General features: G+C 42.7%; 24 protein-coding genes. 18 read left to right on the top strand and 6 right to left on the bottom strand.

The annotated features are described in order from the left end of the window. The first annotated feature begins 14 nt into the window (after positions 1–14). Complete coding sequence (locus G590_RS0105980) at positions 15–914, top strand: dihydroorotate dehydrogenase (RefSeq protein ID WP_022764767.1); 900 nt, start codon at positions 15–17, stop codon at positions 912–914. A gap of 74 nt (positions 915–988) precedes the next feature. Here G590_RS0105980 and G590_RS0105975 read toward each other — a convergent pair whose 3' ends face one another. Further along, complete coding sequence (locus tag G590_RS0105975; RefSeq protein ID WP_022764766.1) at positions 989–1,612, bottom strand: hypothetical protein; 624 nt, start codon at positions 1,610–1,612, stop codon at positions 989–991. 231 nt (positions 1,613–1,843) lie between these two features. Here G590_RS0105975 and ispE point away from each other — a divergent pair, with 231 nt between their 5' ends. Then, positions 1,844–2,713, top strand: a complete 870-nt coding sequence (ispE, locus tag G590_RS0105970) for a 4-(cytidine 5'-diphospho)-2-C-methyl-D-erythritol kinase (RefSeq protein ID WP_022764765.1) — start codon at positions 1,844–1,846, stop codon at positions 2,711–2,713. A 13-nt stretch (positions 2,714–2,726) separates the two neighbouring features. Further along, positions 2,727–3,179, top strand: a complete 453-nt coding sequence (locus G590_RS0105965) for a DUF1934 domain-containing protein (RefSeq protein ID WP_022764764.1) — start codon at positions 2,727–2,729, stop codon at positions 3,177–3,179. 24 nt (positions 3,180–3,203) lie between these two features. Here the strand turns inward: G590_RS0105965 and G590_RS0105960 are convergent, their stop codons facing one another. Further along, entirely contained in the window at positions 3,204–3,677 is a 474-nt protein-coding gene (locus G590_RS0105960) for a hypothetical protein (RefSeq protein ID WP_022764763.1), read from the bottom strand. A 132-nt stretch (positions 3,678–3,809) separates the two neighbouring features. Here G590_RS0105960 and tig point away from each other — a divergent pair, with 132 nt between their 5' ends. The 3 genes from tig (at position 3,810) to guaA (ending at position 8,075) form a co-directional block, all read left to right on the top strand. Next, a complete protein-coding gene (tig, locus tag G590_RS0105955; RefSeq protein ID WP_022764762.1) occupies positions 3,810–5,048 on the top strand; it encodes a trigger factor in 1,239 nt (412 codons plus the stop codon). 108 nt (positions 5,049–5,156) lie between these two features. Then, on the top strand, positions 5,157–6,473 hold the full coding sequence (locus G590_RS0105950) for a C40 family peptidase (RefSeq protein WP_022764761.1): 1,317 nt from the start codon (positions 5,157–5,159) through the stop codon (positions 6,471–6,473). A 51-nt stretch (positions 6,474–6,524) separates the two neighbouring features. Continuing rightward, on the top strand, positions 6,525–8,075 hold the full coding sequence (gene guaA, locus G590_RS0105945) for a glutamine-hydrolyzing GMP synthase (RefSeq protein WP_022764760.1): 1,551 nt from the start codon (positions 6,525–6,527) through the stop codon (positions 8,073–8,075). Between the two features lie 127 nt (positions 8,076–8,202). Here guaA and G590_RS0105940 read toward each other — a convergent pair whose 3' ends face one another. After that, the gene (locus G590_RS0105940) at positions 8,203–8,550 is read right to left on the bottom strand and encodes a helix-turn-helix domain-containing protein (RefSeq protein ID WP_022764759.1); all 348 of its coding nucleotides are present in this window, start codon (positions 8,548–8,550) and stop codon (positions 8,203–8,205) included. 187 nt (positions 8,551–8,737) lie between these two features. Here G590_RS0105940 and G590_RS0105935 point away from each other — a divergent pair, with 187 nt between their 5' ends. From G590_RS0105935 to G590_RS0105895, 8 genes are all read left to right on the top strand, one after another. Continuing rightward, entirely contained in the window at positions 8,738–8,929 is a 192-nt protein-coding gene (locus G590_RS0105935; protein WP_022764758.1) for a hypothetical protein, read from the top strand. A 60-nt stretch (positions 8,930–8,989) separates the two neighbouring features. Then, entirely contained in the window at positions 8,990–9,928 is a 939-nt protein-coding gene (locus tag G590_RS0105930) for an ORF6N domain-containing protein (protein ID WP_022764757.1), read from the top strand. 209 nt (positions 9,929–10,137) lie between these two features. Next, entirely contained in the window at positions 10,138–10,926 is a 789-nt protein-coding gene (locus tag G590_RS0105925) for an aminoglycoside adenylyltransferase domain-containing protein (RefSeq protein ID WP_026493966.1), read from the top strand. Beyond that, positions 10,904–11,389 (top strand): NUDIX hydrolase, encoded by a 486-nt coding sequence (locus tag G590_RS0105920; RefSeq protein ID WP_022764755.1) that lies wholly within the window; start codon positions 10,904–10,906, stop codon positions 11,387–11,389. The genes G590_RS0105925 and G590_RS0105920 overlap by 23 nt, the downstream gene beginning before the upstream one ends. A 6-nt stretch (positions 11,390–11,395) precedes the next feature. Further along, entirely contained in the window at positions 11,396–12,334 is a 939-nt protein-coding gene (locus G590_RS21630) for a GNAT family N-acetyltransferase (RefSeq protein WP_022764754.1), read from the top strand. A gap of 59 nt (positions 12,335–12,393) precedes the next feature. After that, positions 12,394–13,167 (top strand): class I SAM-dependent methyltransferase, encoded by a 774-nt coding sequence (locus G590_RS18580; RefSeq protein ID WP_022764753.1) that lies wholly within the window; start codon positions 12,394–12,396, stop codon positions 13,165–13,167. Between the two features lie 201 nt (positions 13,168–13,368). After that, on the top strand, positions 13,369–13,566 hold the full coding sequence (locus G590_RS0105900) for a helix-turn-helix domain-containing protein (RefSeq protein WP_022764752.1): 198 nt from the start codon (positions 13,369–13,371) through the stop codon (positions 13,564–13,566). After that, a complete protein-coding gene (locus G590_RS0105895) occupies positions 13,556–14,446 on the top strand; it encodes a BRO family protein (protein ID WP_022764751.1) in 891 nt (296 codons plus the stop codon). Before G590_RS0105900 ends, G590_RS0105895 begins: the two co-directional genes overlap by 11 nt. 47 nt (positions 14,447–14,493) lie before the next feature. Here G590_RS0105895 and G590_RS21975 read toward each other — a convergent pair whose 3' ends face one another. The 3 genes from G590_RS21975 to G590_RS0105885 all read right to left on the bottom strand — a co-directional run bounded on the left by G590_RS21975 (position 14,494) and on the right by G590_RS0105885 (position 16,534). Then, on the bottom strand, positions 14,494–14,640 hold the full coding sequence (locus tag G590_RS21975) for a VanZ family protein (RefSeq protein ID WP_242829764.1): 147 nt from the start codon (positions 14,638–14,640) through the stop codon (positions 14,494–14,496). 396 nt (positions 14,641–15,036) lie between these two features. After that, entirely contained in the window at positions 15,037–15,924 is an 888-nt protein-coding gene (locus tag G590_RS20995; RefSeq protein WP_022764750.1) for a VanZ family protein, read from the bottom strand. Positions 15,925–15,928: 4 nt separating this feature from the next. Continuing rightward, the gene (locus G590_RS0105885) at positions 15,929–16,534 is read right to left on the bottom strand and encodes a hypothetical protein (RefSeq protein WP_022764749.1); all 606 of its coding nucleotides are present in this window, start codon (positions 16,532–16,534) and stop codon (positions 15,929–15,931) included. A 359-nt stretch (positions 16,535–16,893) separates the two neighbouring features. Here G590_RS0105885 and G590_RS0105880 point away from each other — a divergent pair, with 359 nt between their 5' ends. From G590_RS0105880 to G590_RS0105865, 4 genes are all read left to right on the top strand, one after another. Continuing rightward, the gene (locus tag G590_RS0105880) at positions 16,894–17,373 is read left to right on the top strand and encodes a hypothetical protein (protein ID WP_022764748.1); all 480 of its coding nucleotides are present in this window, start codon (positions 16,894–16,896) and stop codon (positions 17,371–17,373) included. A gap of 296 nt (positions 17,374–17,669) precedes the next feature. After that, the gene (locus G590_RS0105875) at positions 17,670–19,403 is read left to right on the top strand and encodes an ABC transporter ATP-binding protein (RefSeq protein ID WP_026493963.1); all 1,734 of its coding nucleotides are present in this window, start codon (positions 17,670–17,672) and stop codon (positions 19,401–19,403) included. 12 nt (positions 19,404–19,415) lie between these two features. Next, positions 19,416–21,200 (top strand): ABC transporter ATP-binding protein, encoded by a 1,785-nt coding sequence (locus G590_RS0105870; RefSeq protein WP_022764746.1) that lies wholly within the window; start codon positions 19,416–19,418, stop codon positions 21,198–21,200. A gap of 18 nt (positions 21,201–21,218) precedes the next feature. Further along, positions 21,219–22,136 carry a radical SAM protein gene (locus G590_RS0105865; protein ID WP_022764745.1) on the top strand — a complete coding sequence of 306 codons (918 nt, stop codon included), beginning with the start codon at positions 21,219–21,221 and terminating at the stop codon, positions 22,134–22,136. Positions 22,137–22,148 lie beyond the last annotated feature (12 nt).

Here is a 22,148-nt window from a genome sequence, read left to right as displayed (position 1 = left end):
TTGGAGGTGAAGCTTTGAATACTTCAGTAGAGATAGCCGGTGTTAAGTTTAAAAATCCTGTGATGACTGCTTCGGGAACCTTTGGCTCCGGTATGGAATATTCTGATTTTGTTGATTTAAACAAACTTGGCGCGGTGGTGACCAAGGGTGTTTCGAATATACCCTGGGAGGGGAATCCCACACCGAGAGTAACGGAAGTCTACGGCGGAATGCTTAATGCCATCGGACTTCAGAATCCCGGAATAGAGACTTTTGTCAAAAGAGATCTCGAATTCCTCAAGGGATATGACACAAAAGTCATTGTAAATGTCTGCGGAAAGAGCATTCAGGACTATGTGGATGTGGTTGAGAGACTCTCGGATGAGCATGTGGATATGCTGGAGATAAATGTCTCATGCCCCAACGTCAAGGAGGGAGCTATCGCATTTGGTCAGAATGCCAAGGCGCTTACAGAGATAACCACTGAGATCAAAAAGCACGCAAAGCAGCCTGTTATCATGAAGCTCAGCCCTAATGTTACAAGCATTTCAGAGATGGCCAAGGCGGCTGAGGCAGCAGGAGCAGATGCGATCTCACTCATTAATACTATTACCGGAATGAAGATTGATATTCACAGAAGAAAGTTTGCTCTTGCCAACAGGACAGGAGGAATGTCAGGTCCTGCCATAAAGCCTGTTGCAGTAAGAATGGTTTATGAAGCGGCTCATGCAGTGGATATTCCGATAATAGGTATGGGCGGAATAGCTACCGGCGATGATGCCATTGAGTTCATCATGGCAGGTGCAAGCGCTGTGGCTGTCGGTGCCATGAACTTCCATGACCCGTATGCTACTGTTCATGTTATAGAAGGAATAGAGAGCTACATGAAACAGTACGGAGTGGAGGATATAAACGAACTTAGAAAGATATTGTGATATCAGAGGATAAAGACAGGAAAAGAGGAAGAGCTTTTTGGGGCCCTTCCTCTTTTGTGTTACTAGCAACGGTATTAAGTTTCTACTTTTCCTGTGAGCTCGTCGAAACCTTTCATGACAGCGTCAAAGGTCTGTTTTGAAATATCGGGTAATTCTCCACCCCAGGTCTTCTCAGCCTGTTTGTACCCTTTTTCAAAAGCGGATCTCATTTTCTCGAGCTTTTCAGGATCGTCTCCTGCAAGCGCTTTGGCAAAATCAAGAATACGCTCTGAGGTCTGTTTTACGCCCCAGTATCCGTTTTCTGAAATGTCTTCCTGCGCCTGCGCCTTGGTAGCTGCGTCTACTGTGAAATCACCCTTTGCAAGGAATTTCCAGATAGAATCTTCATCATTATCAGTATTAGCGATTCCATAGGTCTTTGCCTGCTTGCCCATCATCTTGTGGACTATGTCCAGAAGTTGCTGTTGGCGAAGCGCGTCATCGGCTTTCAACTGCTGAATGATCTTGGTTCTGTCTGTCTCTTTCGATGAAACCTTGGAGGTACTTGAATTTTCCTCGGATTTCTCGTATACGGCAGCCGCTTCTTTTTTGACCTCTACCTCTTTGTCTTTCTTCTTGTCTTCGACAGGAGAATTAACAGCTGAAGTATAGGTCGTTGCGATGTTGTTAGTAACCTCGGTAACTCCGTTTACGCCCATATAGAACTCCTTTTCCGCACAGGTTAACTAATACCGCGCTGAAACGAAACTATAGTTTACCTAATCTGACTATCGGCAGATTTTGGAAAAACTTAACCCCTAAAATAAAAATTTTTCAATTTTTTTGTATTTTTTTTCTTGTAATGAAATAGCTATAGTGAGAAGATGTCTATTAGTGGGGGATATAGAGCGTTTTATTGACAATTACCAGCAGGGGAGCGGATTTCAGAGATGAAGATAACCAGAAAAGCTTATGCCAAGATAAACCTGGGACTTGATGTAATAGGAAAAAGAGATGACGGCTATCATCTTGTGAAGATGATAATGCAGAACGTAGATATATACGACACGTTAACGTTTGAGGAAAATGCGTCGGGTGGGATAACCTTAAAGGCTAATTCCGAGACTGTTCCGACGGACGGAAGCAATCTTATCTGCAAGGTGGCAAATCAGCTGAAAGAGGAATTTGGTGTAAAGGCCGGAGCTGATATAGCTTTGGAAAAGAGAATTCCGGTGGCAGCAGGGATGGCAGGAGGAAGCACCGACGGAGCAGCTGCTTACCTGGCTCTCAATGAGCTGTGGGGCCTTGGACTTTCCAAGGAAGAGTTGTGCATGCGCGCTGTTAAGCTCGGGGCTGACATTCCTTACTGCATAATCGGAGGAACAGCTCTTTCAGAGGGAATCGGTGAAGAGCTTACTGTCATTAAGGCAATACCTGACTTTTATCTGGTGGTGGCCAAGCCTGCAATAGCTGTATCTACAGGATGGGTATACACAGAGCTGGACAGCCATGAAATTGAGAAGCATCCTGATATCGATGGAATCAGAGCAGCAATTGAAGCCGGAGATGTCAGAGGAATGTGCGATAAGATCCACAATGTACTTGAGCCGGTTACTACCGGTAAATACAGTGTTATCAAAGATATTGAGAAACTCCTTGAAGAGAACGGAGCTGTCAGGGCATTTATGACGGGCAGCGGACCAACTGTTTTCGCAGTTTATGAGAGTAAAGAAGAAGCTGAAAAAGGCTATGAGGCAGTTCAAAAAAGTGGACTTGCGCCGGAGCTCTTTTTAACAAAACCTATCAACCCGGGCGTATAAACAGGTGAATTGTATGAATAGAAATGTAGAGGTAAACGTTACAGGCATACATTCAAGAGACGGTGAGCCAACTGAGAAGGTGGAATCGCTGGCAGCGGGTATCTATGAGCTTTTAGAGGACGGGAGCTGCACCATTGAATACGATGAAGAGCAGGATACCGGATCCGGAAGCATGAAGATTCACAACAGGGTGATCATTGGAGCTGATGGACAGAAGATGGAGATTATCCGCGGAGGTGCAACCACTTCAAAACTCACCTTCGCAGAGAAGCTGGAATACGATACTGAGTATGTGACGCCCTACGGGACCATGCTTATGAAGGTCAAGACCAACAGTTTTGATTTTACGAGAGTGGGCGGCAATGAGGAAATAAAGGTGGTTGCTGATTATGACCTGGAAATTGACGGTCAGGTGGTTTCGAAATCCATGATAGTTATAGATATAAAAAATGCGGTGGCAAGCTAAGTTGTCACCGCATTATTGTTTGGATTATTTAACCATTTTTGCTCCGGCTTTTTCCTGGGCCTTAGCCACAAGATTTTTGAAGAAGCCTTTCTTCTGCTCGGGAGCCTGTACCTTACCGTGAAGACCTTTAACCTCTGTTACGTAGATACCGCTTACTGAAGCCTTAACCTCTTTCTTGGTAGGTACTGAGTCGAATATCTTCTCATCACAGATAAGACTCATTACTCTGTTGCCGATTCTTACCTTCAATATTGGAAGTCTTGAACTACGAAGAAGCTTGGGAGTCTGCTCGATAACCGACTGTGGAAGTCCGGCCTCTTTGAGTTTCATCCTCTTCTTGTCAATGATAAGCATTGTAACTGTCTGCTTCATGGCATCCAGCTGAACCTGCTGTTCTTCCTGCTTCTTCTGGGCTTTTTTACCAAGTATTATAAGCGCAACGATAGCTGCGATAAGAACAACTGTGACAACAATTAAAACTATCAATCCTGTACTCAAAATGTAATCCTCCAACTCTATAAAAAGTGCATTAACTATTCTAGCATTCTTTTATCTTTTACGCAATTAAATCTTTAATAAGAAAGAAGAGTGTGGTAGTATAAGAAATATTGTTTAAAGGAGTAACATATTATGAAGAAAAACTATAGGATAATAACTGCATTGGCAGCATCAATGATTATGCTTTCCGCCTGTGGAAAAGAGGCAGCTCCGGAAGCAACAACAGAAGCAACAACAGAAACAAGTACAGAGGCAACTACAGAAGAGACAGCGCAGGCTGCAGAAGAGGGTGCTCAGGATGCTGCAGCTGAGGCGGCATCAGGCTCTATTGATGTTTCAGGGCTCGAGACAGGAACTCTTGCAGATTTTGATGTGGATTCTCTTGTTAAGCTTGGTGATTACAAGGCTGTTACAATTGATGTCGAGAAGACAGCTGTTACAGACGAAGACGTTGAGAACAGCCTTAAGGGAGCATTTTCACAGAATCCCAAGATGACAGAGGTTACTGACAGAGCAGTAGAAAACGGCGATACAGTCAATATCGATTTTGTCGGTAAATATGCTGATACCAAGGAAGAGTTCCAGGGAGGAACAGCACAGGGCTATGACCTTGTGATCGGTTCAGGATCTTTCATTGATGGATTTGAAGACGGACTTATCGGTGTCAAGAAGGGTGAGACTGTAGATCTTAACCTTACATTCCCTGAGAATTACGGTGCTGCAGATCTTGCAGGTAAGGATGTCATCTTTACTGTTACAGTAAACAGTATCACTGTTGCAGATGCAGAACCTTCAGATGAGTGGGTTAAGGGACTTGGACTTGAAGATGTAGAGAACATGGATCAGTTCAGGGCTCATCTTCGTGAGGAACTTGAGGCTGACGCAGATGCTAAATACAGTGAGGACCTTAAGAACAGGGTCGTTGAGATAGTAGCAGACAATGCCACAGTAGACGAGATTCCTGAGAAGCTTAACAACAGATATTACAAACAGATCGTTGAGTCTCTTAAGAGCTATGTTCAGCAGATTTATTACACATATGGAATGCAGGTTTCAGAGACTGAGTATGTTCAGACAATAATGCAGAACAACGGACTTACAGGAACTCCTGAGGATTACCTCAAAGATCTTGCTGAGCAGCAGACAAAGAGGATCATGGTTCTTCAGGCAATTGCCAACAAAGAGAACATTGAGATCGATCAGGCTACAATAGATAAATATATTCAGGAAGACTACGACAATTATTTCAGCTCAACCTATAGTACAATTGATGAGTACAAGGCTACATTCGATGCTGAGGATTACAGAGAGCAGATCATGGCTGAGAAGGTTGCTGATTTCCTGGTTGAGAATGCAAATATTTCAGAATAATGCAGATGAGCACAGTTGGAAACTGAGTTCTGTAATGTTATACTACATGTAGTAGTTGTTATTCTTTTTTGATACTAGTTGTAGACTTTAAAGCAAGGGGGTATTGGGATGAAAAGATTTTATTCTATCGTTGCCGTAATACTTTCCCTTGCTTTTTTTGTACTTACCCCGATTCAGTCTTTTGCCACTACCAGTGAGGAACTTCAGGAACAGCAAAAGAAACTGGAGGAGGAAGAAAAGGCACTAAAACAGCAAAAAAAGGCCGCCGAGAATGAGAAGGCTGCCAGCCAGAATAAGCTCAATGAGGCCAACAGTCAGATTTCAGAATCTACCGAGGCTCTTGGTGAGACCCAGGAGGCTATTGATTCTACAAATGCGGAGATAGTCGGTCTCATGACTGATATCGAGCTTATCAAAGAGGATATAACAGAGAAGGAAACACAAATAGATCAGACCAATGCTGAGTATGAAGATGCCAAGAACCACGAGGAGACGCTCTATGGCTCTATGGTTCAAAGGGTTAAATTCATGTATGAGAAGGGAAACCTGTCATACGTTCAGCTGCTTCTTACCGCAACAAGCTATGCTGATGCCCTAAACAAGGCACAATATATTGAGGAGCTTTATGAGTACGACAGGCAGAAGCTCTCAGAATATGTAGCTGCCAAGGAAGCGGCTGCAGCGTTGGCACAGAAGCTTGAAGAGGAGAAGGCAGAGCTTGAGGCTTCACAGTTTGAGCTTGAAGAGGAAGAAGCCTATATGGAAGAGCTTCTTGCTCAGTACAAGGCGACTTACGCTGATTATGAGGTCAAGCTTGCCAAAGCCAAGCAGGATGCGGCTGTTTACACAGCTCAGGTTAAGAGTCAGCAGGCCAGCATTGCAGGACTACAGAAAAAGATCGAGGCCAAGCAGAAGGAAGTTGATGCTGCCAAACAGGCAGCACAAAATGCTCTGGAGGCCGAAAGAGCTGCAGCTGAAGCTGAAAATAGCAGTGGTTCAGACAGCGGCGGATCATCATCGGGCGGCTCATCAGGATCATCAAGCTCATCAGGCAGCAGTAGAACTTACGCCGCTGCAGGAAGTGCAACAGGAAGCAATATAGCCAAGTATGCATGTCAGTTTGTTGGTAATCCATATGTCCCGGGTGGGACCAGTCTTACAGACGGTGCAGACTGCTCCGGATTTGTGCAGTCAGTTTACAAAGCCTTTGGAATATCCGTACCCAGAACAAGCTGGGGACAGGGAGCCTACGGCAGAGAAGTGTCCTATGCGGATGCCCAGCCGGGAGATGTTATCTACTACGGCGGACATGTTGGAATATATATCGGTGGTGGACAGATAGTCCACGCCAGCACTCAGAAAACGGGTATTAAATACAGCCCTGCAACTTACAGATCTATAATTACTGTAAGAAGATTTTTGTAAGGTAGTATTTGATGTGATAGCAGTTGAGATTTCAGTTTTTGAGGAGGAAGAATGGCTTCAGAAGAAAAGGTCATAGTCATTGACTTTGGTGGGCAGTACAACCAGCTTGTTGCCCGAAGAGTCAGAGAATGCAATGTGTACTGTGAGATTTATTCATATCGTACACCGATCGAGCAGATCAAGGAGATGGCGCCCAAGGGAATTATTCTGACAGGCGGACCCAATTCCTGCTATGAGGAAGGTGCACCTTCCTACACCAAAGAGCTCTTTGAACTTGGGATTCCGGTTCTGGGACTATGCTACGGAGCTCAGCTTATGATGCACCTGCTTGGTGGCAAGGTTGAGAAGGCTCCTGTAAGAGAGTATGGTAAGACCAATACATTTATTGATGGTTCAACAGATACCCTGTTTAAGGACATCGATAAGGAAACCATTGTATGGATGAGTCACTTCGACTACATCAGCAAGGTTGCTCCGGGATTTGATATCATCGCGCACACAGCAGACTGCCCTGTTGCAGCAGCTGCCTGCGAGGACAAGAAGCTCTATGCAATCCAGTTCCATCCTGAGGTTCTTCACACTGTTCAGGGAAAAGAGATCCTCCATAACTTTGTAAGGAATATCTGCAATACTCAAGGAACCTGGAGAATGGATTCCTTCGTTGAGAATACTGTTAAGGAGATCAAAGAGAAGGTCGGCGATGGCAAGGTATTACTTGCACTCTCCGGCGGTGTTGATTCATCTGTCCTTGCAGCACTTCTTGCCAAGGCCATCGGTAGACAGCTTACCTGCGTGTTTGTTGATCACGGTCTTCTTCGTAAGAATGAAGGCGATGAAGTAGAGGGTGTATTTGGACCTTCAGGTAATTTCGATATAAATTTTGTCCGTGTCAACGCGGCTGAGAGATATTATGCTAAGCTCAAGGGCGTCGAAGAGCCAGAGAGAAAGCGTAAGATAATCGGAGAAGAGTTTATCCGTGTATTTGAGGAAGAAGCCAAGAAGATCGGAGCGGTTGATTTCCTTGCCCAGGGTACAATTTATCCTGACGTTGTAGAGTCAGGCCTTGGCGGAGAGTCAGTTGTCATCAAATCTCACCACAATGTTGGCGGACTTCCCGACTATGTAGATTTCAAAGAGATCATTGAGCCTCTTCGTCTTTTGTTCAAGGACGAAGTCCGCAAGGTTGGTCTTGAGCTCGGACTACCGGAGTACCTTGTGTTCCGTCAGCCATTCCCCGGCCCCGGACTTGGTATTCGTATCATAGGCGAAGTTACCGCAGAGAAGGTTCGCATCGTCCAGGATGCAGACTATATTTACAGAACCGAACTTGCTGAGGCAGGACTTGAAAAGCTCCCTGACCAGTACTTTGCAGCGCTCTCAAACATGCGCTCCGTAGGCGTTATGGGTGATGAGCGTACCTACGACTACGCAGTTGTACTCCGCGCTGTTGAGACCGTAGACTTCATGACAGCAGAGGCATCCGAGATTCCTTTTGCAGTTCTACAGAAGGTCATGAGCCGTATCATCAACGAGGTCAAGGGTGTTAACCGCGTAATGTTTGATCTGACAAGTAAGCCCCCGGGAACGGTGGAACTGGAGTGATATGTGTGTCATGTTGTAAAACGGATTACCCTTGAAAGGTAAACTGTCGTATCCTGTAAGAATATATAAACAAAAAGTAACAGACCTTGAAAAGGACTAACGAGGTTCCTTTCCAAGGTCTGTTCTTTTAGCTTATGCCTGCTATTTTGTTTGCGTATGCTATTAACCGTTTTCTCGTTTCGGTTTCCGAATTTTGGCATAATCTGATGATTTCGAATAGTTCCGGATCTGATGCTCTTGATATGGTATAGGAAATGGGGCTGGAATCATCCGTAAGGTTCATCAGGTATTCTTTGGAAGTATCCAAAACCTGAGCAATCACTTCTAAAGTCTGTATAGAAGGTGTTCTGGCGCCTGATTCGTACCTCAGATAAGCAGGTTGAGAGAGCTGCATTCTTTTGGCAGCTTCCATCTTGCTGATTCCAAGTTTTTCTCTGCACTCTTTTAATCTGTTTATATTCAGTGAAATACTCATACTTTCTGAAAACTCCTTCGAAAACAGTATTTGATTTCGGTGTTATCTGTTGATTATACCATCGGAATATGATACCATCAACACATACCAATGGTATACTAAAGAATGAATTTTAATACCAAAGCAAATCCTCTGATATTGGAGGGTGTGAAGGCTTTGCTGGAGCGGATGAGGAGGAATCAAACCGATGGCACCGAATATAAGAGATATGGAGAACAGACTGAACACATTGTATTGGACTGATTCTGAAAAGTACATGGAATTATTGGATGTGATAAAAGGAATGGGGTTTAAAGTCTATCGAAATCCTAAAGGAAAGCATAGAGTGCAGATGGATATGAGCAATGCTTTTGGCGGTATATTTAAAGACTTTTTTTAGTGCAGATTTAGCAGCATTCCGTGAAATCACAATTTGTGATTTCACAGAAAGGATTTACAGATGACAAAGAGCAAGGATAAAAATGAAATCGTTCCTGTAATTATTCGCGCGAACGATATAGGTCAACTGATTTATACGATCAGAGGAAAGCAGGTTATGTTGGATCACGACCTGGCCGCATTATATGGATATGAAGTACGTGCATTGAATCAACAAGTAAAGCGTAATATCGGGCGTTTCCCGGATGACTTTATGTTTCAGCTGACAAAAGATGAGGTTGAGATTGTGAAATCACAAATTGTGACTACACTGGGTTCAAATCTTTTTTCAGGGCAGGAAGGAGGTCGTAGGAAGCTGCCATATGCCTTTACAGAACAGGGTATATATATGCTGGCTACAGTGTTGAAGGGCGAAATAGCTGACCAACAAAGCATTTTCATTATGCGTGCTTTTCGAGAGATGCGTCATTTTATAGCAAACAATGCCCTGCTGTTTGAAAAGGTCAGCCATATAGAGCTGAGGCAGCTGGAGTATGAGAAAAATACCGATGAACGCTTTGGTAAGGTGTTCCGATATATCGAGGATCATGCTGAGGCAGAGCAAAAGATCTTCTTTGACGGACAAATATATGATGCGTTCAGTCTTATTACGACTATCATCAAAAAAGCCAAGAAAGAAATCATTCTGATTGACGGCTATGTTGATGTGGATACCTTAAATATTCTGGCAAAGAAGAATATCGGTGTTGATGTGAGGATTTATACGTATGCCAGCGCGCAGCTTACAAATAAAGATGCGACCAACTTTAATGCTCAGTATCCGACATTAACAGTAAAGAAGACACAGGTGTTTCACGACAGGTTCATTATTTTGGATGAAAAGACAGCCTATCATGTTGGAGCTTCTATAAAGGATGTAGGAAAGAAATGCTTTGGGATTTCCCTGATTGAGGATCCGGGTGTTATTTCGGATCTGGTGAACCGGCTGAAAACGGTATGATTGAAACATGAAGGTAGGAACTTGCTGCAAGTTATGATGCAATTCCACTGCTAATATTCGAAAATCTTGATATAGGCAGAAGTGCCTCTATTAATTCCACTGCCTAAATTCGCCAAATTCAAATAGTGGCAGATTTCGAAGGACTAAGGATCTATAGCTGCTATAAAAAACATAAAAAACACGAAGAATCTGCTATAATGCATAATTGTATGGATACTAATATTATCACAGCAAGTTTTGTTGAAAAGTCAAAAGAAATCCTGCAGGACAATCTTGTAGGTGTATACCTCCACGGCTCGGCAGTCATGGGGTGTTTTAATCCTGCCAAGAGTGATCTTGATTTGATTGTGGTAGTGAAGGAATCTATATCAAATGCTGATAAAAGAGCCTATATGGACATGGTGGTGGATCTAAACGGCAAAGGGCCTGCCAAAGGGATGGAGATGAGTGTTGCTAAACAAAGTGTTTGCAGACCTTTTGTTTACCCGACTCCCTTTGAACTGCATTTTTCTGTTGCTCATCTTGACTGGTACAGGAATAATTCGGATGATTATGTTTCGAAAATGAAAGGTGAGGATAAAGACCTTGCAGCGCACTTTACGATCATAAATCATAGGGGGAAGTGTCTGTACGGAGTTTCGATCAAAGATACATTTGCAGATGTGCCAGCACAAGATTATATAGATTCCATTTGGGAAGATATTGCAAATGCAAAAGAAGAAATAGCAGAGAATCCGATGTATCTGATATTGAATCTGGCAAGGGTACTTGCGTACTTGAAAGACGGCGTTGTCCTATCAAAGAAAGAGGGTGGCGAATGGGCGCTGAGTAATATTCCTGAAAGGTATCACAGCCTGATACAGAATGCTATGAAGGACTATGCTGAAGACGCGGTTGTAGTATATGATTCTATTCTCGCAAAAGAATATGCAGGATTTATGCTTGAACAGATAATGCTTCTTGAGGAAAACAAAAATGGAACTATGGGATGCTTATGATGCAAAACTAAATAAAATCGATGGAATGACATTGATTCGTGGGGAAGAGGTTCCGGTAGGAGTTTTTCATCTTGTGTGTGAAATTATTGTAAGACATGCTGATGGTACCTATTTGCTTATGCAAAGAGATTCAAGAAAACATTTAGGTGGAATGTGGGAAGCCACTGCTGGAGGATCTGCACTTCAAGGAGAAAATCCACTTACTTGTGCACGGCGAGAACTTTCAGAAGAAACAGGAATTAAGGCAGATAAGCTTATTGAGGTAGGGCGTGTTCTGCATCATCTTCATAGATCAATATATGTGGATTACTTATTCGAGACGGATGATGATAAAAATAGCGTGGTATTGCAAGAAGGAGAAACATCTGCATTTAAATGGGTAACAGCAGAGGAATTACGCTCAATGACACGCGATGAGTTGGCAACACAGAGGATGCTGAATTTCATTGAAGAACTGAAGTGATAAGAAATGGCTAAACTGACAAATAATTTTAATATTAGAAAGATATCGGAAGAAGATATTCCAGAAGTATACAATTTGTGCAGTAAAAACAGCTTGTACTACCAGTATTGCCCACCATTTGTATCTTATAGCAGCATAAGATCAGATATGGAGGCTTTGCCGCCGGGCAAGACACACGAAGACAAATGTTATGTTGGTTATTATGAAAACGGTAAGCTTATAGCTGTTATGGATATGATTCTGGGCTATCCTGACAGTGATACAAAATATATAGGATTCTTCATGACGGATGTAGCTGAACAAGGCAAAGGTCTCGGAAGCATAATTATAAAAGATTTTTGTGCTTCTTCATGTATAGAGGGATTTGCAAATATTTGTTTGGGTTGGGTGAAAGGGAATCCTCAAGCAGAGCATTTTTGGCACAAAAATGGCTTTAGGGAAACAGGAAAAGTCTATGAAATGGACGACTATTCTGTTGTTGAGGCCATAAGAACTATGATTGTTCAAGTGAGTGATAAGAATATCAAGGTTGCTGCTTCAATCCATTCTATATCTTGGAAGGAATCACACCGCTCATTTTGCAATACTGATTTTATTGAGAGGCATTCTGTAGAGAATCAACTTAATTATATCGTGGGTAAGGTAGAAAAAGGCAGTGAGTTCTTTATCTTCTATGATCAAGATCCGGTGGCAGTAGTATCAATCAATGGAAAAGTTATTGAAGACTTGTATGTCTTACCGGAATATCAGAATAAAGGATATGGAACACAACTGCTTGGGTATGCTGTTGCTAAGATTCAAGGACATGGCTTAAAGCCATCATTATGGATTTTGGAAAACAATCTTGGAGCGGAACGTTTGTATCTAAGGAATGGATTTGTGCCTTCAGGAAATAGGAACCATATTACAGGTAAACTAGATGAGGTTGAATACATACATGAATGATGAATCTATAGAGGTATTGCACTATATAGATAGGCTTTCAAAGAGGAGATTGAAGGAAAGTGCCTGATAATAATACAGACTGGGGATTAAAAAAGAAATACTTGCATAGAACAAGGCAAAATCTATGGAATAATGATTATTTTGAGTTCCTTGTGAAATGCGTATGGAAGATAAATAAGCCAGTGAGAATAATTGATTTCGGTTGCGGATATGGATACTTGGCACAGATGTTGTTGCCTTTAGTTCCTAAGGGAAGCATTTATAAGGGAGTTGATATCTCTGAAGATCTTATTGGCGAAGCACGTGAAATTTTTTCAGGCAGTAATGAGGTCTGCTTCGAAGTTGCAGATTTACATGAGTATGAACCTGATGCTAAATATGATATAGCTATATGCCAGGCTGTGCTTCGACATCTTACAAAACCGGAAGATATAGTAAAGAAGATGATTGGGGCTGTAAAAGAGAACGGACTGGTAATATGTATTGAACCAAGCAGGCGCATGGAAAATGCAGGTCTTTTTGTAGACAATAGCAGCTATGATCCATTTGAGAACGATGATTTCCTAAAGCAAAGGTGGCTATCAGAAGAACAATCCGGTGGGAGAGATTATCAAGTTGGGATGAGAGCGCCAGTCTTTATGGAGAAACTTGGACTAAAGAATGTCGGGGTAAGAATCAATGATTACGTTGATTTCGTTAGTTCAGGAACTGAGGCTTTTGAATTAGAGCAAAGAAGATTCATAGTTGACCATGGAGTAGATGAAAAATATGCGGATTCAAATGGATACTTGGCTGCGCGATGCCATGTGATTTCTTACGGCTATAAAATATGAGGTAGGAACTTGCTGCCAGCTGTGTTATATTGTTCATCTGGTACAGATAATGTTAATAGATTGCAGGTAATCCTTGTGGTTGCCTGCAGTTTTATTTTGGGAAAAAATTGTTGTACCCAATGAGAGAATATATACGTTGACAACGTATATAAGTTGATTTATACTTTATTAAAGTATAAAGATGTTTTTGGAGACGATAGTATGGATATTTCAGAAAAAATAAAGGAATTACGAAAGAAAACAGGATTATCACAAAGTAAGTTTTCCGCCAAATTCGGGATTCCTGTAAGAACTCTTCAACAATGGGAACAGGGGATTAGTGCGCCACCGGAGTATTTGGTCAGAATGATGGCGTATATTATGTTGCTTGAAGAGAAGGGAGAAGTAAATGAGCAGTGAAATAAACGATAAGGTTCAATTATTTGAGAATCAGCCTATCAGAACTGCATGGGTAGAGGACGAAGAAGAATGGTATTTTTCAATTGTGGATGTGGTTGGCGCACTGACTGAACAACCTGGTATAGATGGTGCAAGGAATTATTGGAAAGTATTGAAAAGTAGGCTAAAAGAAGAGGGAAGTCAGTTGGTTACAAATTGTAACCAACTGAAAATGAGGTCACCCAAAGATGGAAAAAAATATAATACGGATGTTGCCAATACAGAGCAATTACTTCGTATTATCCAGTCAATTCCGTCAAAAAAAGCCGAACCTTTTAAAATGTGGCTTGCTCAGGTAGGACGTGAACGAATAGAAGAAGTAATAGACCCGGAGTTGAGCATAGAACGAGCTTTAGAGACATACGCTAAAAAAGGATATTCTCGAGAATGGATCAATCAGCGTCTGCAGGCAATTCAGGTAAGAAAAGAACTAACAGATGAATGGGAAAACCGTGGAGTAAAAAAGGGGGTAGAGTTTGCTATCCTCACAGATGAAATATCAAAAGCCTGGTCCGGCATGACAACAAGAGAATATAAGAATTATAAAGGTTTGAAGAAAGAAAATCTTCGTGATAACATGTCAACGTTGGAGCTGGTACTTAATATGTTGGCTGAGGCTACCACTACAGAAATTTCTAAGCAAAAACAACCGGAATCTTTTGAGGAAAATCGAATGGTTGCAGTTGCAGGCGGAGAAGCTGCAGGAGAAGCACGATTGGCAGTGGAAAAGAGAATCGGAAAATCTGTAATCACGAATAAAAATGCAGCCCAATTGCAAGATTTAGTTACAGGTCTCATTGAAACTGTAAATGACAAACGCGATGATCAAGGCGAGGAATGAATAAGCTAAGACATGGTATAAAATCAAAACCCGCAAACCTAGTATTTTCAAGACTTTGCGGGTTTCTTTATTCTTGGTGACGTTGCTTTGAAGTAAATTAAAGCACCAATACAGATGCCTGCAGTATTTAAAATGATATCATCGATGTCAGAACATCTGTCATAAAATAATAACTGCGAAAGCTCAATAAGCAAAGTAAATCCGGCACCTGCCGGAATTGCTTTGTTTATTTTTTTAATTCATCGAAGCAAACAGGCCAAACAATTCCAACAGGTATAAACATAGCAATATTTCCGATAATGTTAATCTGCCATCCATCGTATCTGTCAACTACAAATGTAAATGGAATCAAGTTCGTTTAAAAGGGAAGATCCGCGATCCATCAAACTCAAGCACACCAATATGTCCATCAATACGATGGAGAGGAAAATAGACAAAACTGGCTATAACAACAAGACAGGTATATACAAGTAAAAGCTTTGCTTCTCTTTTTATATCAAAATTTCCGGATTTAAAAATCACTATGCATCTTGTCACGATCCAAAGAACTGTAATGAATAAACATCATCAAATAAGTAATCTCAAACATGCTAACATCTCCTAATGTGGCACACTTTAGCCGGACGAGTAGGCAAAATCTTTTTTGCTAGCAAAAAGAACACCATCATGCCCGCTACATTCAGGATAATGTCATCCACGTCAAATACTCCCACCTTAAAGATCAGCTGAGAAGCCTCGATCAGGATGATCACAATAAGGCAGACTATGAAATTCAGGGGCATTTTGTCAATTTTCATAAGGTCCATGATAAAGAACTGCAGAGGCATGAAGATTACAAAATTCCCGAGTGCAAAGACAATGATGCTGTAAGGCTGCCTTGTGGCGAAGGTGTTCATAATTGACCTGAAGGGAATGAGGTTGACTCCGCTGAAAGCGCCGAATCTTGCAAATCCGGTCATATTAAACATCATGATGACATAGTAAACAAAGACTATAATCTCGGAGAGTCTTTTGACACGGGCCTTGTCCTCCAGCTTTTCAACGAGGTGATCGGCATAGATGCGATTCCCGGCGATTATCAGGACAGAGGAGAATACCATAAGTCCCAGATTCAGGAAATAATTTGATGCAACGGAAGGGTCATACTCTATCCTAAGATAAATCAGGAATATCAGAATAGATAGTGCATACATGCCAAAGATAAGTCTAAGCAGTCCTTTGGGCTGCTTTCTCTTTTCTTCTTCGTAGTGGATGACCTCTATAACAGGCGCTTCTTTTCCGCTAAGCAGTTCCGACACATCAAGCCCAAGCTCGTTTGCAAGGGGGAGCAGAAGTGATATGTCGGGAGTACCCTTAGCGGTCTCCCATCTGGATATTGCTTTTTCAGTGACAAATAGCTTCTGTGCCAGAGCTTCCTGGGTCATTCCTTTTTCTTTTCTCTTCTTACGTATTAAGTCGGCTATTTTTTCTTTTTCCATATCATCAATCTGCCAGAGTGCAGTTGGCAGTACCTTTCACTTGTTCGTATTCATGTTCGTAGACACTTTGAACATCCCGATAGTAAAACTTAAGTGTCTGCCCCAAATCTATTATTTCAAATCCTCTTCCGACACAGTAGTGGAAGTCATCCATTGCGCCGGCTGAGTACACAAAGAGTTCACGGCCGTCATCGGTGTAATAGTGAGTCTCTGGATATATCTCGTCGCTTCCGTCCAGTACAGGTCCTATGATCATGAGCGTAAAAAACAACAGTGGACTGAAGAATAAGAATAAAAACGACGCAACTGCTGTGACCACTACCTGTGCCTTCTTAAAGAAAACAATGGTTATTCCCAGGACCATTGTCACGGCAAATGACAATTCGCTCTGGCTTTTGGCCATCAGGAAAAAGAGTATAAATAATATCAAAGATATGGTCGGGCATACTATTTTTTTTCTGAACATAAAAATGCCAAAAATGTTTGCCAACGCCAAAGCAACACCTATTATAACACCAACTGTACCATTCAGATAGAAATTGGAAGAGCGTGCTGCGATAAATAGTATTGCGGGTAAAAAAAGATAAAATTTTTGAATTTTCTGTTTCATGATTTCTCCCTTTCAACATAATAATTTATATCCGTGACCGGACATCATAATTGAACAATACTGCCCCTGAAATGTCATCCTACGAATCGTGGGATTGCAGTATTCATGCGCAATCCCGCGGCAAATCCATATTGTCAGACAACTACAACAAATTGCAACTTGTAGAAAGAAAACTCATCTTGTTATAATAGTGCTCAATAACATTACTAAATTGATTGGTACAGCCAGACTTAACAATACAGAAGTAATTTACATCCGGCATGACGATGGACCCGGATCGGGTTTTTCAATTGGAGATGAAGACTATGAAATAGCCGACCAAGTGGCTCCAAACAAGGATGAAAAGGGGAGCAAAGTGTATGAAAAGCAAAGTATCAAAGGACAGAATATGGATAGTAGCCTTGCTGGTGGCGCTGGCACTGGGATTTGCAATCTTTGTAATAGCTGCTCTGTTTATGGAAACAAAGAAGATCAGAGAGTTCAAGGTAGATGTCTTTGTGCTCAGCAATGAGTCAGACATATGCATTGCTGAAGGCCCTGACGGAACTGTAAAGATGAGTGCTGACAATCTTCCGGCAATTTATTCGATAATCTTAAAATCCAAAGGCAGAATAGTCTTTGGAGAGCCTGCGGCGCAGGATACCGTTGTGTTTGATTTTGAATGTCATGATGAAGACTGGACCATGACTGTTGATAAGATTGATGAAGACAAGATCAGGGTAAACCTTGAAGGACCAAGAGCTTATACTATGTACCTGAACAACAATAAGAATTTTGAGGCGTTTCAGAAGGCTGCATCAGCCGATGGCTATGTTAGTAAAAATAAGGTTATCAAGTAAAAAAGACAGTTAATTTGAATAATTGTGTTGACAAAGGCTATCATTTAGCATAATGTAATAATTACTTGTAACAAAGCAAACTAAGAAAGGAGGTAAGAACAATGTTAAAGACTAGAAATTATAAGGCAGTGAATAAGAAAATTGTGGTTACCTCGCAGGAGTTTGCTCAGTAATTGAATTTACCTGTGAACTTTAGGGCGTGGTATCCGCATGGAGACCACGCTATTTTTATGGCAATTTTCAGCGGTAGAGTCTCCGGGCTCTACCGCTATTTTTATATTAAGGATGTGATAATTATGAAAAAGTATTTGATCAGGAACTGGTGGAGATACACCATCGGCGGAATATCGCTTATATGCAGCACAGCTATCGATGTGCTGCTTCCATTCGTAACGCTTTCCATGGTTGACGATGTCATCGTGGGGAGAAACATGGACATATTCAGAAGAGACATACTTCTGTTTGTGGCAGCAGGTCTGGGAAGGGCATTCTTTCAGTTTGTAAAAGAGTTCCTCTGCGACATGTCGGGATGCCGAGTGGCATCGGGCCTCAGGAAGGATATGATGAAGCATATCTTCACGCTTCACAAGGGATATTTTGACAAGACCAATACCGGAGAGCTCATGGCAAGGGTCAAGGATGATGCCGGAGCAGTCTGGGATCTGACAGGGTTTGTCGGAATGCTGCTGACAGAGGCGACGGTTTACTTCATCGGTGTTGTTGTATGTATGGTAAGGCTTAACTGGAAGCTCAGCATTGTACCGCTTGTATTTATGCCGCTTCTTGCATATGTGGCACTTCATCTTGAAAAGACCCTTAGCAAGGACTACGACGATATAAGCGAGAGAAACGCAGCTCTTACCAAGGTGGTTGAAGAGAACATCTCAGGTGTAAGAACAGTTAAGGCTTTTTCGGCAGAAGGAACAGAGATGAAGAAGTTCGATGAAAAGAACCATGACTATGCCGAGGCCAACAAGAAATTCGCAACAGACCTTGCTGACAGCGATCCGCTCATCGGCCTTATCCCAAAGGTAATGCAGGTGGCAGTGGTTGCAATTGGCGGATATGCGGCGATTAAGGGAAGCATAACCTACGGAACACTTGTGGCATTTGTGTCATATTCAATCAACATCGTATGGCCTATTGAGAATCTTGGATGGATGCTGTCTCTGGTTTCTCAAGGCCTTGCAGGATACAAGAAGATTTCCAAGGTTCTTGGCACAAAGCCTGATATAACCGATCCTTCGGGAAAAGAACTGTCGGATACAGTCAGTGCTCCCGGACAGATCAGCTTTGAGAACGTGAGCTTTGCAATCGACGATAAACCCATCTTGGAGGATGTGTCTTTTACCATAGAAAAAGGAAAGACACTGGGCATCATGGGAGCAACGGGTGCGGGAAAGAGCACCATAGTCAACCTCCTTGAGCGATTCTATGACGTTACTGCCGGATGCATTCGCATCGAGGGAAAAGACATTAAGAAGATGCCTCTGTCTGACGTAAGGGCCTTCTCATCAGTGGTTACCCAGGATGTATTTCTTTTCTCCGACACTATAACAGAGAATGTCAGACTTGGATTCAAGGAGAGCATGGATGAGGTGACGGTTAGAAATGCCATAAAGAGCGCTCACGCCAAGGAATTTGTTGAGAAGATAACCGACAGCTACGAGGCGGTTATCGGAGAGAGGGGCATCGGCCTTTCCGGCGGTCAGAAGCAGAGGCTTTCAATTGCGAGAGCTCTTGCCAAGAAGGCGGATCTTCTGGTGCTTGATGACTCTACATCTGCGCTTGATATGGAAACGGAAGCTGCAATCCAGCAGGAACTTTTAAAGAAAAAAGACATGAGTAAGATCATCATCGGTCACCGTATATCTTCGGTTAAGGATGCAGATGAGATCATTGTATTAGAGAACGGAAGAGTAAAAGAGAGAGGAACCCACACTGAGCTTATCGGAAAGAGGGGGCTGTACTACAGCACCTATGAAGCCCAGTACGGAGACTATCGGAACGCTCTTGCCGTAAATGAGTAAGGAGGTGCATATATGGCTATTAACAGCACCAGAGAGGATGAAGATTTAAAGGAGAGTCTTAAGCTTGACGTCCTTAAAAGACTTCTTAAGAATCTCCTGGAATATAAAGGGAAAATTGTGCTGGTAACGGGACTGATCCTGGTCACTGTTGCCATTCAGACCACTTATCCTCTTCTGATTGAAAAAGTAATTGATGATGAGATCATAGATAAGAATACAAAGGGACTGTTTATAATGGCAGGCCTTATGATAGTGCTGGCCTTTGTAAATTACGCTGCTACCAGGATCTGGAGGCGCATCATGGCAGTCATTTCCAACGACATGATCATGAACATCAGAAGAAGACTCTATGTTCATATCCAGGAGCTCGGGGTAGACTTTTTTGACCAGAGACCATCAGGTAAGATCCTGGCAAGGATCACGGGTGACGTCAATGCGTTAAAAGAGGTTCTCTCAAGCACTATTACGACCCTGGCACCTGAGGCGGTTATGCTTGTTGCGATACTGGCTATAATGATCGTAAAGAGCCCGGTTCTGTCGTTGTCTGCGGCAGTTGCGGTTCCGATAATCATGCTCGGACTGTACTTTTGCGAGATACTGGCTCACAAGAGGTGGCAGATTTGGAAAAAGAAAGACTCCAACATGACAGCGTACATCCACGAGGGCATTGAGGGTGTGTCCATTATCCAGAGCTTCAATGCTCAGGAGGAGTCATCTAAGGAATTCGACGGACTTGTCAATGAGGTTATAAAGGCATTCAGGAATGCAGTTGTGATCACGGATATCTACAGCCCTACGATTGAGATTGCGGGAGGACTGGGAACCGCTACGTTGTATTACCTGGCAGTGACAAAGCTTAATGTCCAGCCTGAGTCAATAGGTACGCTTTCAGCATTTGTTCTCTATCTTGGCATGTTCTTTAGTCCTATAAGGAATCTTGCCAATTACTACAACAAGCTGATAACTAATCTGTCATCAGCTGAAAGAGTATATGAGATCATGGACATGGATCCTCTCGTTAAGGATGGTGAGAAGGCGATTGACCTTCCTGAGATTGAGGGAAATGTTGAGTTTGATCATGTGACCTTTGCTTATCCCGATGAGCCAGATGTGGACATTCTCCACGATGTAAGCTTTAAGGCTAAAAAGGGAGAGACCATTGCACTTGTTGGACCTACAGGTGCCGGCAAGACAACAATTGTCAGTCTTATCAGCAGATTCTACAACACCAAGAGCGGAAGGGTTCTGGTGGACGGATATGATATCAGCAAAGTGACAATACAATCACTTAGAAATCAGCTCGGAATCATGACTCAGGACAACTATCTCTTTTCCGGAACCATAAGAGATAACATTAAATACGGAAGACCCGATGCGACAGATGAGGAGATGCTGGAGGTTTCAAAGGCTGTACATGCTCACGACTTCATCTCACAGATGGAGAAGGGGTATGACACTGTGATAACCGAGCGCGGAGGCGGACTTTCAAACGGACAGAGACAGCTCGTTGCTTTTGCGAGAACTCTTTTGACAGATCCCAAGATTCTCATACTGGATGAAGCTACGGCGAGTATCGATACAAGGACGGAGATCCTGGTTCAGCAGGGTATCGAGGAGCTTCTTAAAAAGAGAACATCCTTCGTTGTTGCACACAGACTCTCCACCATCAAAAATGCGGATAAGATATTCGTTATTGATGACGGCGGAATCCTTGAGTGGGGCGACCACGAGAGCCTGATGGCTAGAAGGGGAGCGTACTACGAGCTCTATTCTGCGCAGTTTGTCAGCGCGTCGTAATGTTGTATAATTTACATTATGAAAGACATTGATAAAGACTACTTATCCTGCAGGTTATGTCCCAGAAACTGCAAGGTGGATCGGACCACAACAAGGGGCTATTGCAGGGAATTAAATACTTTGCACGTATCAAGGGCTGCTCTCCATATGTGGGAGGAGCCCTGTATTTCCGGCACTTCCGGGTCAGGTACGGTTTTCTTTTCCGGTTGCAATATGGGATGTGTCTTTTGCCAGAACAGGAAGATCAGCCGTGGAGAAGTCGGTAAATACATAACCACTGAGCGACTTGTAGAGATATTCTTTGAGCAGCAGGAACGGGGGGCCAACAATATAAACCTTGTGACGGGGGATATGTTTATTCCTACGATTGCAGATGCGATTGAGAGAGCAAGAAATCAGGGGATAAAGATTCCGTTTCTGTTTAATACATCTTCATATCTGAACGTTGATAGTGTGAAGCGGCTTGACGGACTCATAGATATTTACCTTCCGGATTTTAAATATATCAGGGAAGAAGATGCGGTTAAGTACAGCAATGCTCCGGGATATCCGGATGCTGCAAAGGCCGCGATTGCCGAGATGATAAGGCAGAAGCCAAAGTGCGAATTTGAAACGGATGATAAAGGGCAGAAGCTGATCAAAAATGGCGTTATTGTCAGGCATCTTCTTATGCCGGGAATGCTGATCCAGGCCAAGATGATCACGAAGTATCTTTATGAGACCTATGGCGACAGCATTTATATAAGCCTTATGAATCAGTTCACGCCGGGAGAGGGGCTGGAGAAATTTCCTGAGATCAACAGGAAGATCACGGAAGCTGAGTATCGGAGCCTTGTTGACTACGCTTCAAATCTCGGCATAGTAAACGGCTATGTTCAGGAGGGTGAGACGGCTTTGGAGAGCTTCATTCCGGAGTTTGACTGTGAAGGGGTGTGACTCCCCGGCAGG

It is taken from the genome of Butyrivibrio sp. XPD2006, from assembly GCF_000420865.1.
Classification (GTDB): Bacteria; Bacillota; Clostridia; order Lachnospirales; family Lachnospiraceae; genus Butyrivibrio.
The sequence above is the reverse complement of the archived record's forward strand: the minus strand, read 5'-3'. Positions and strand labels throughout refer to the sequence as shown.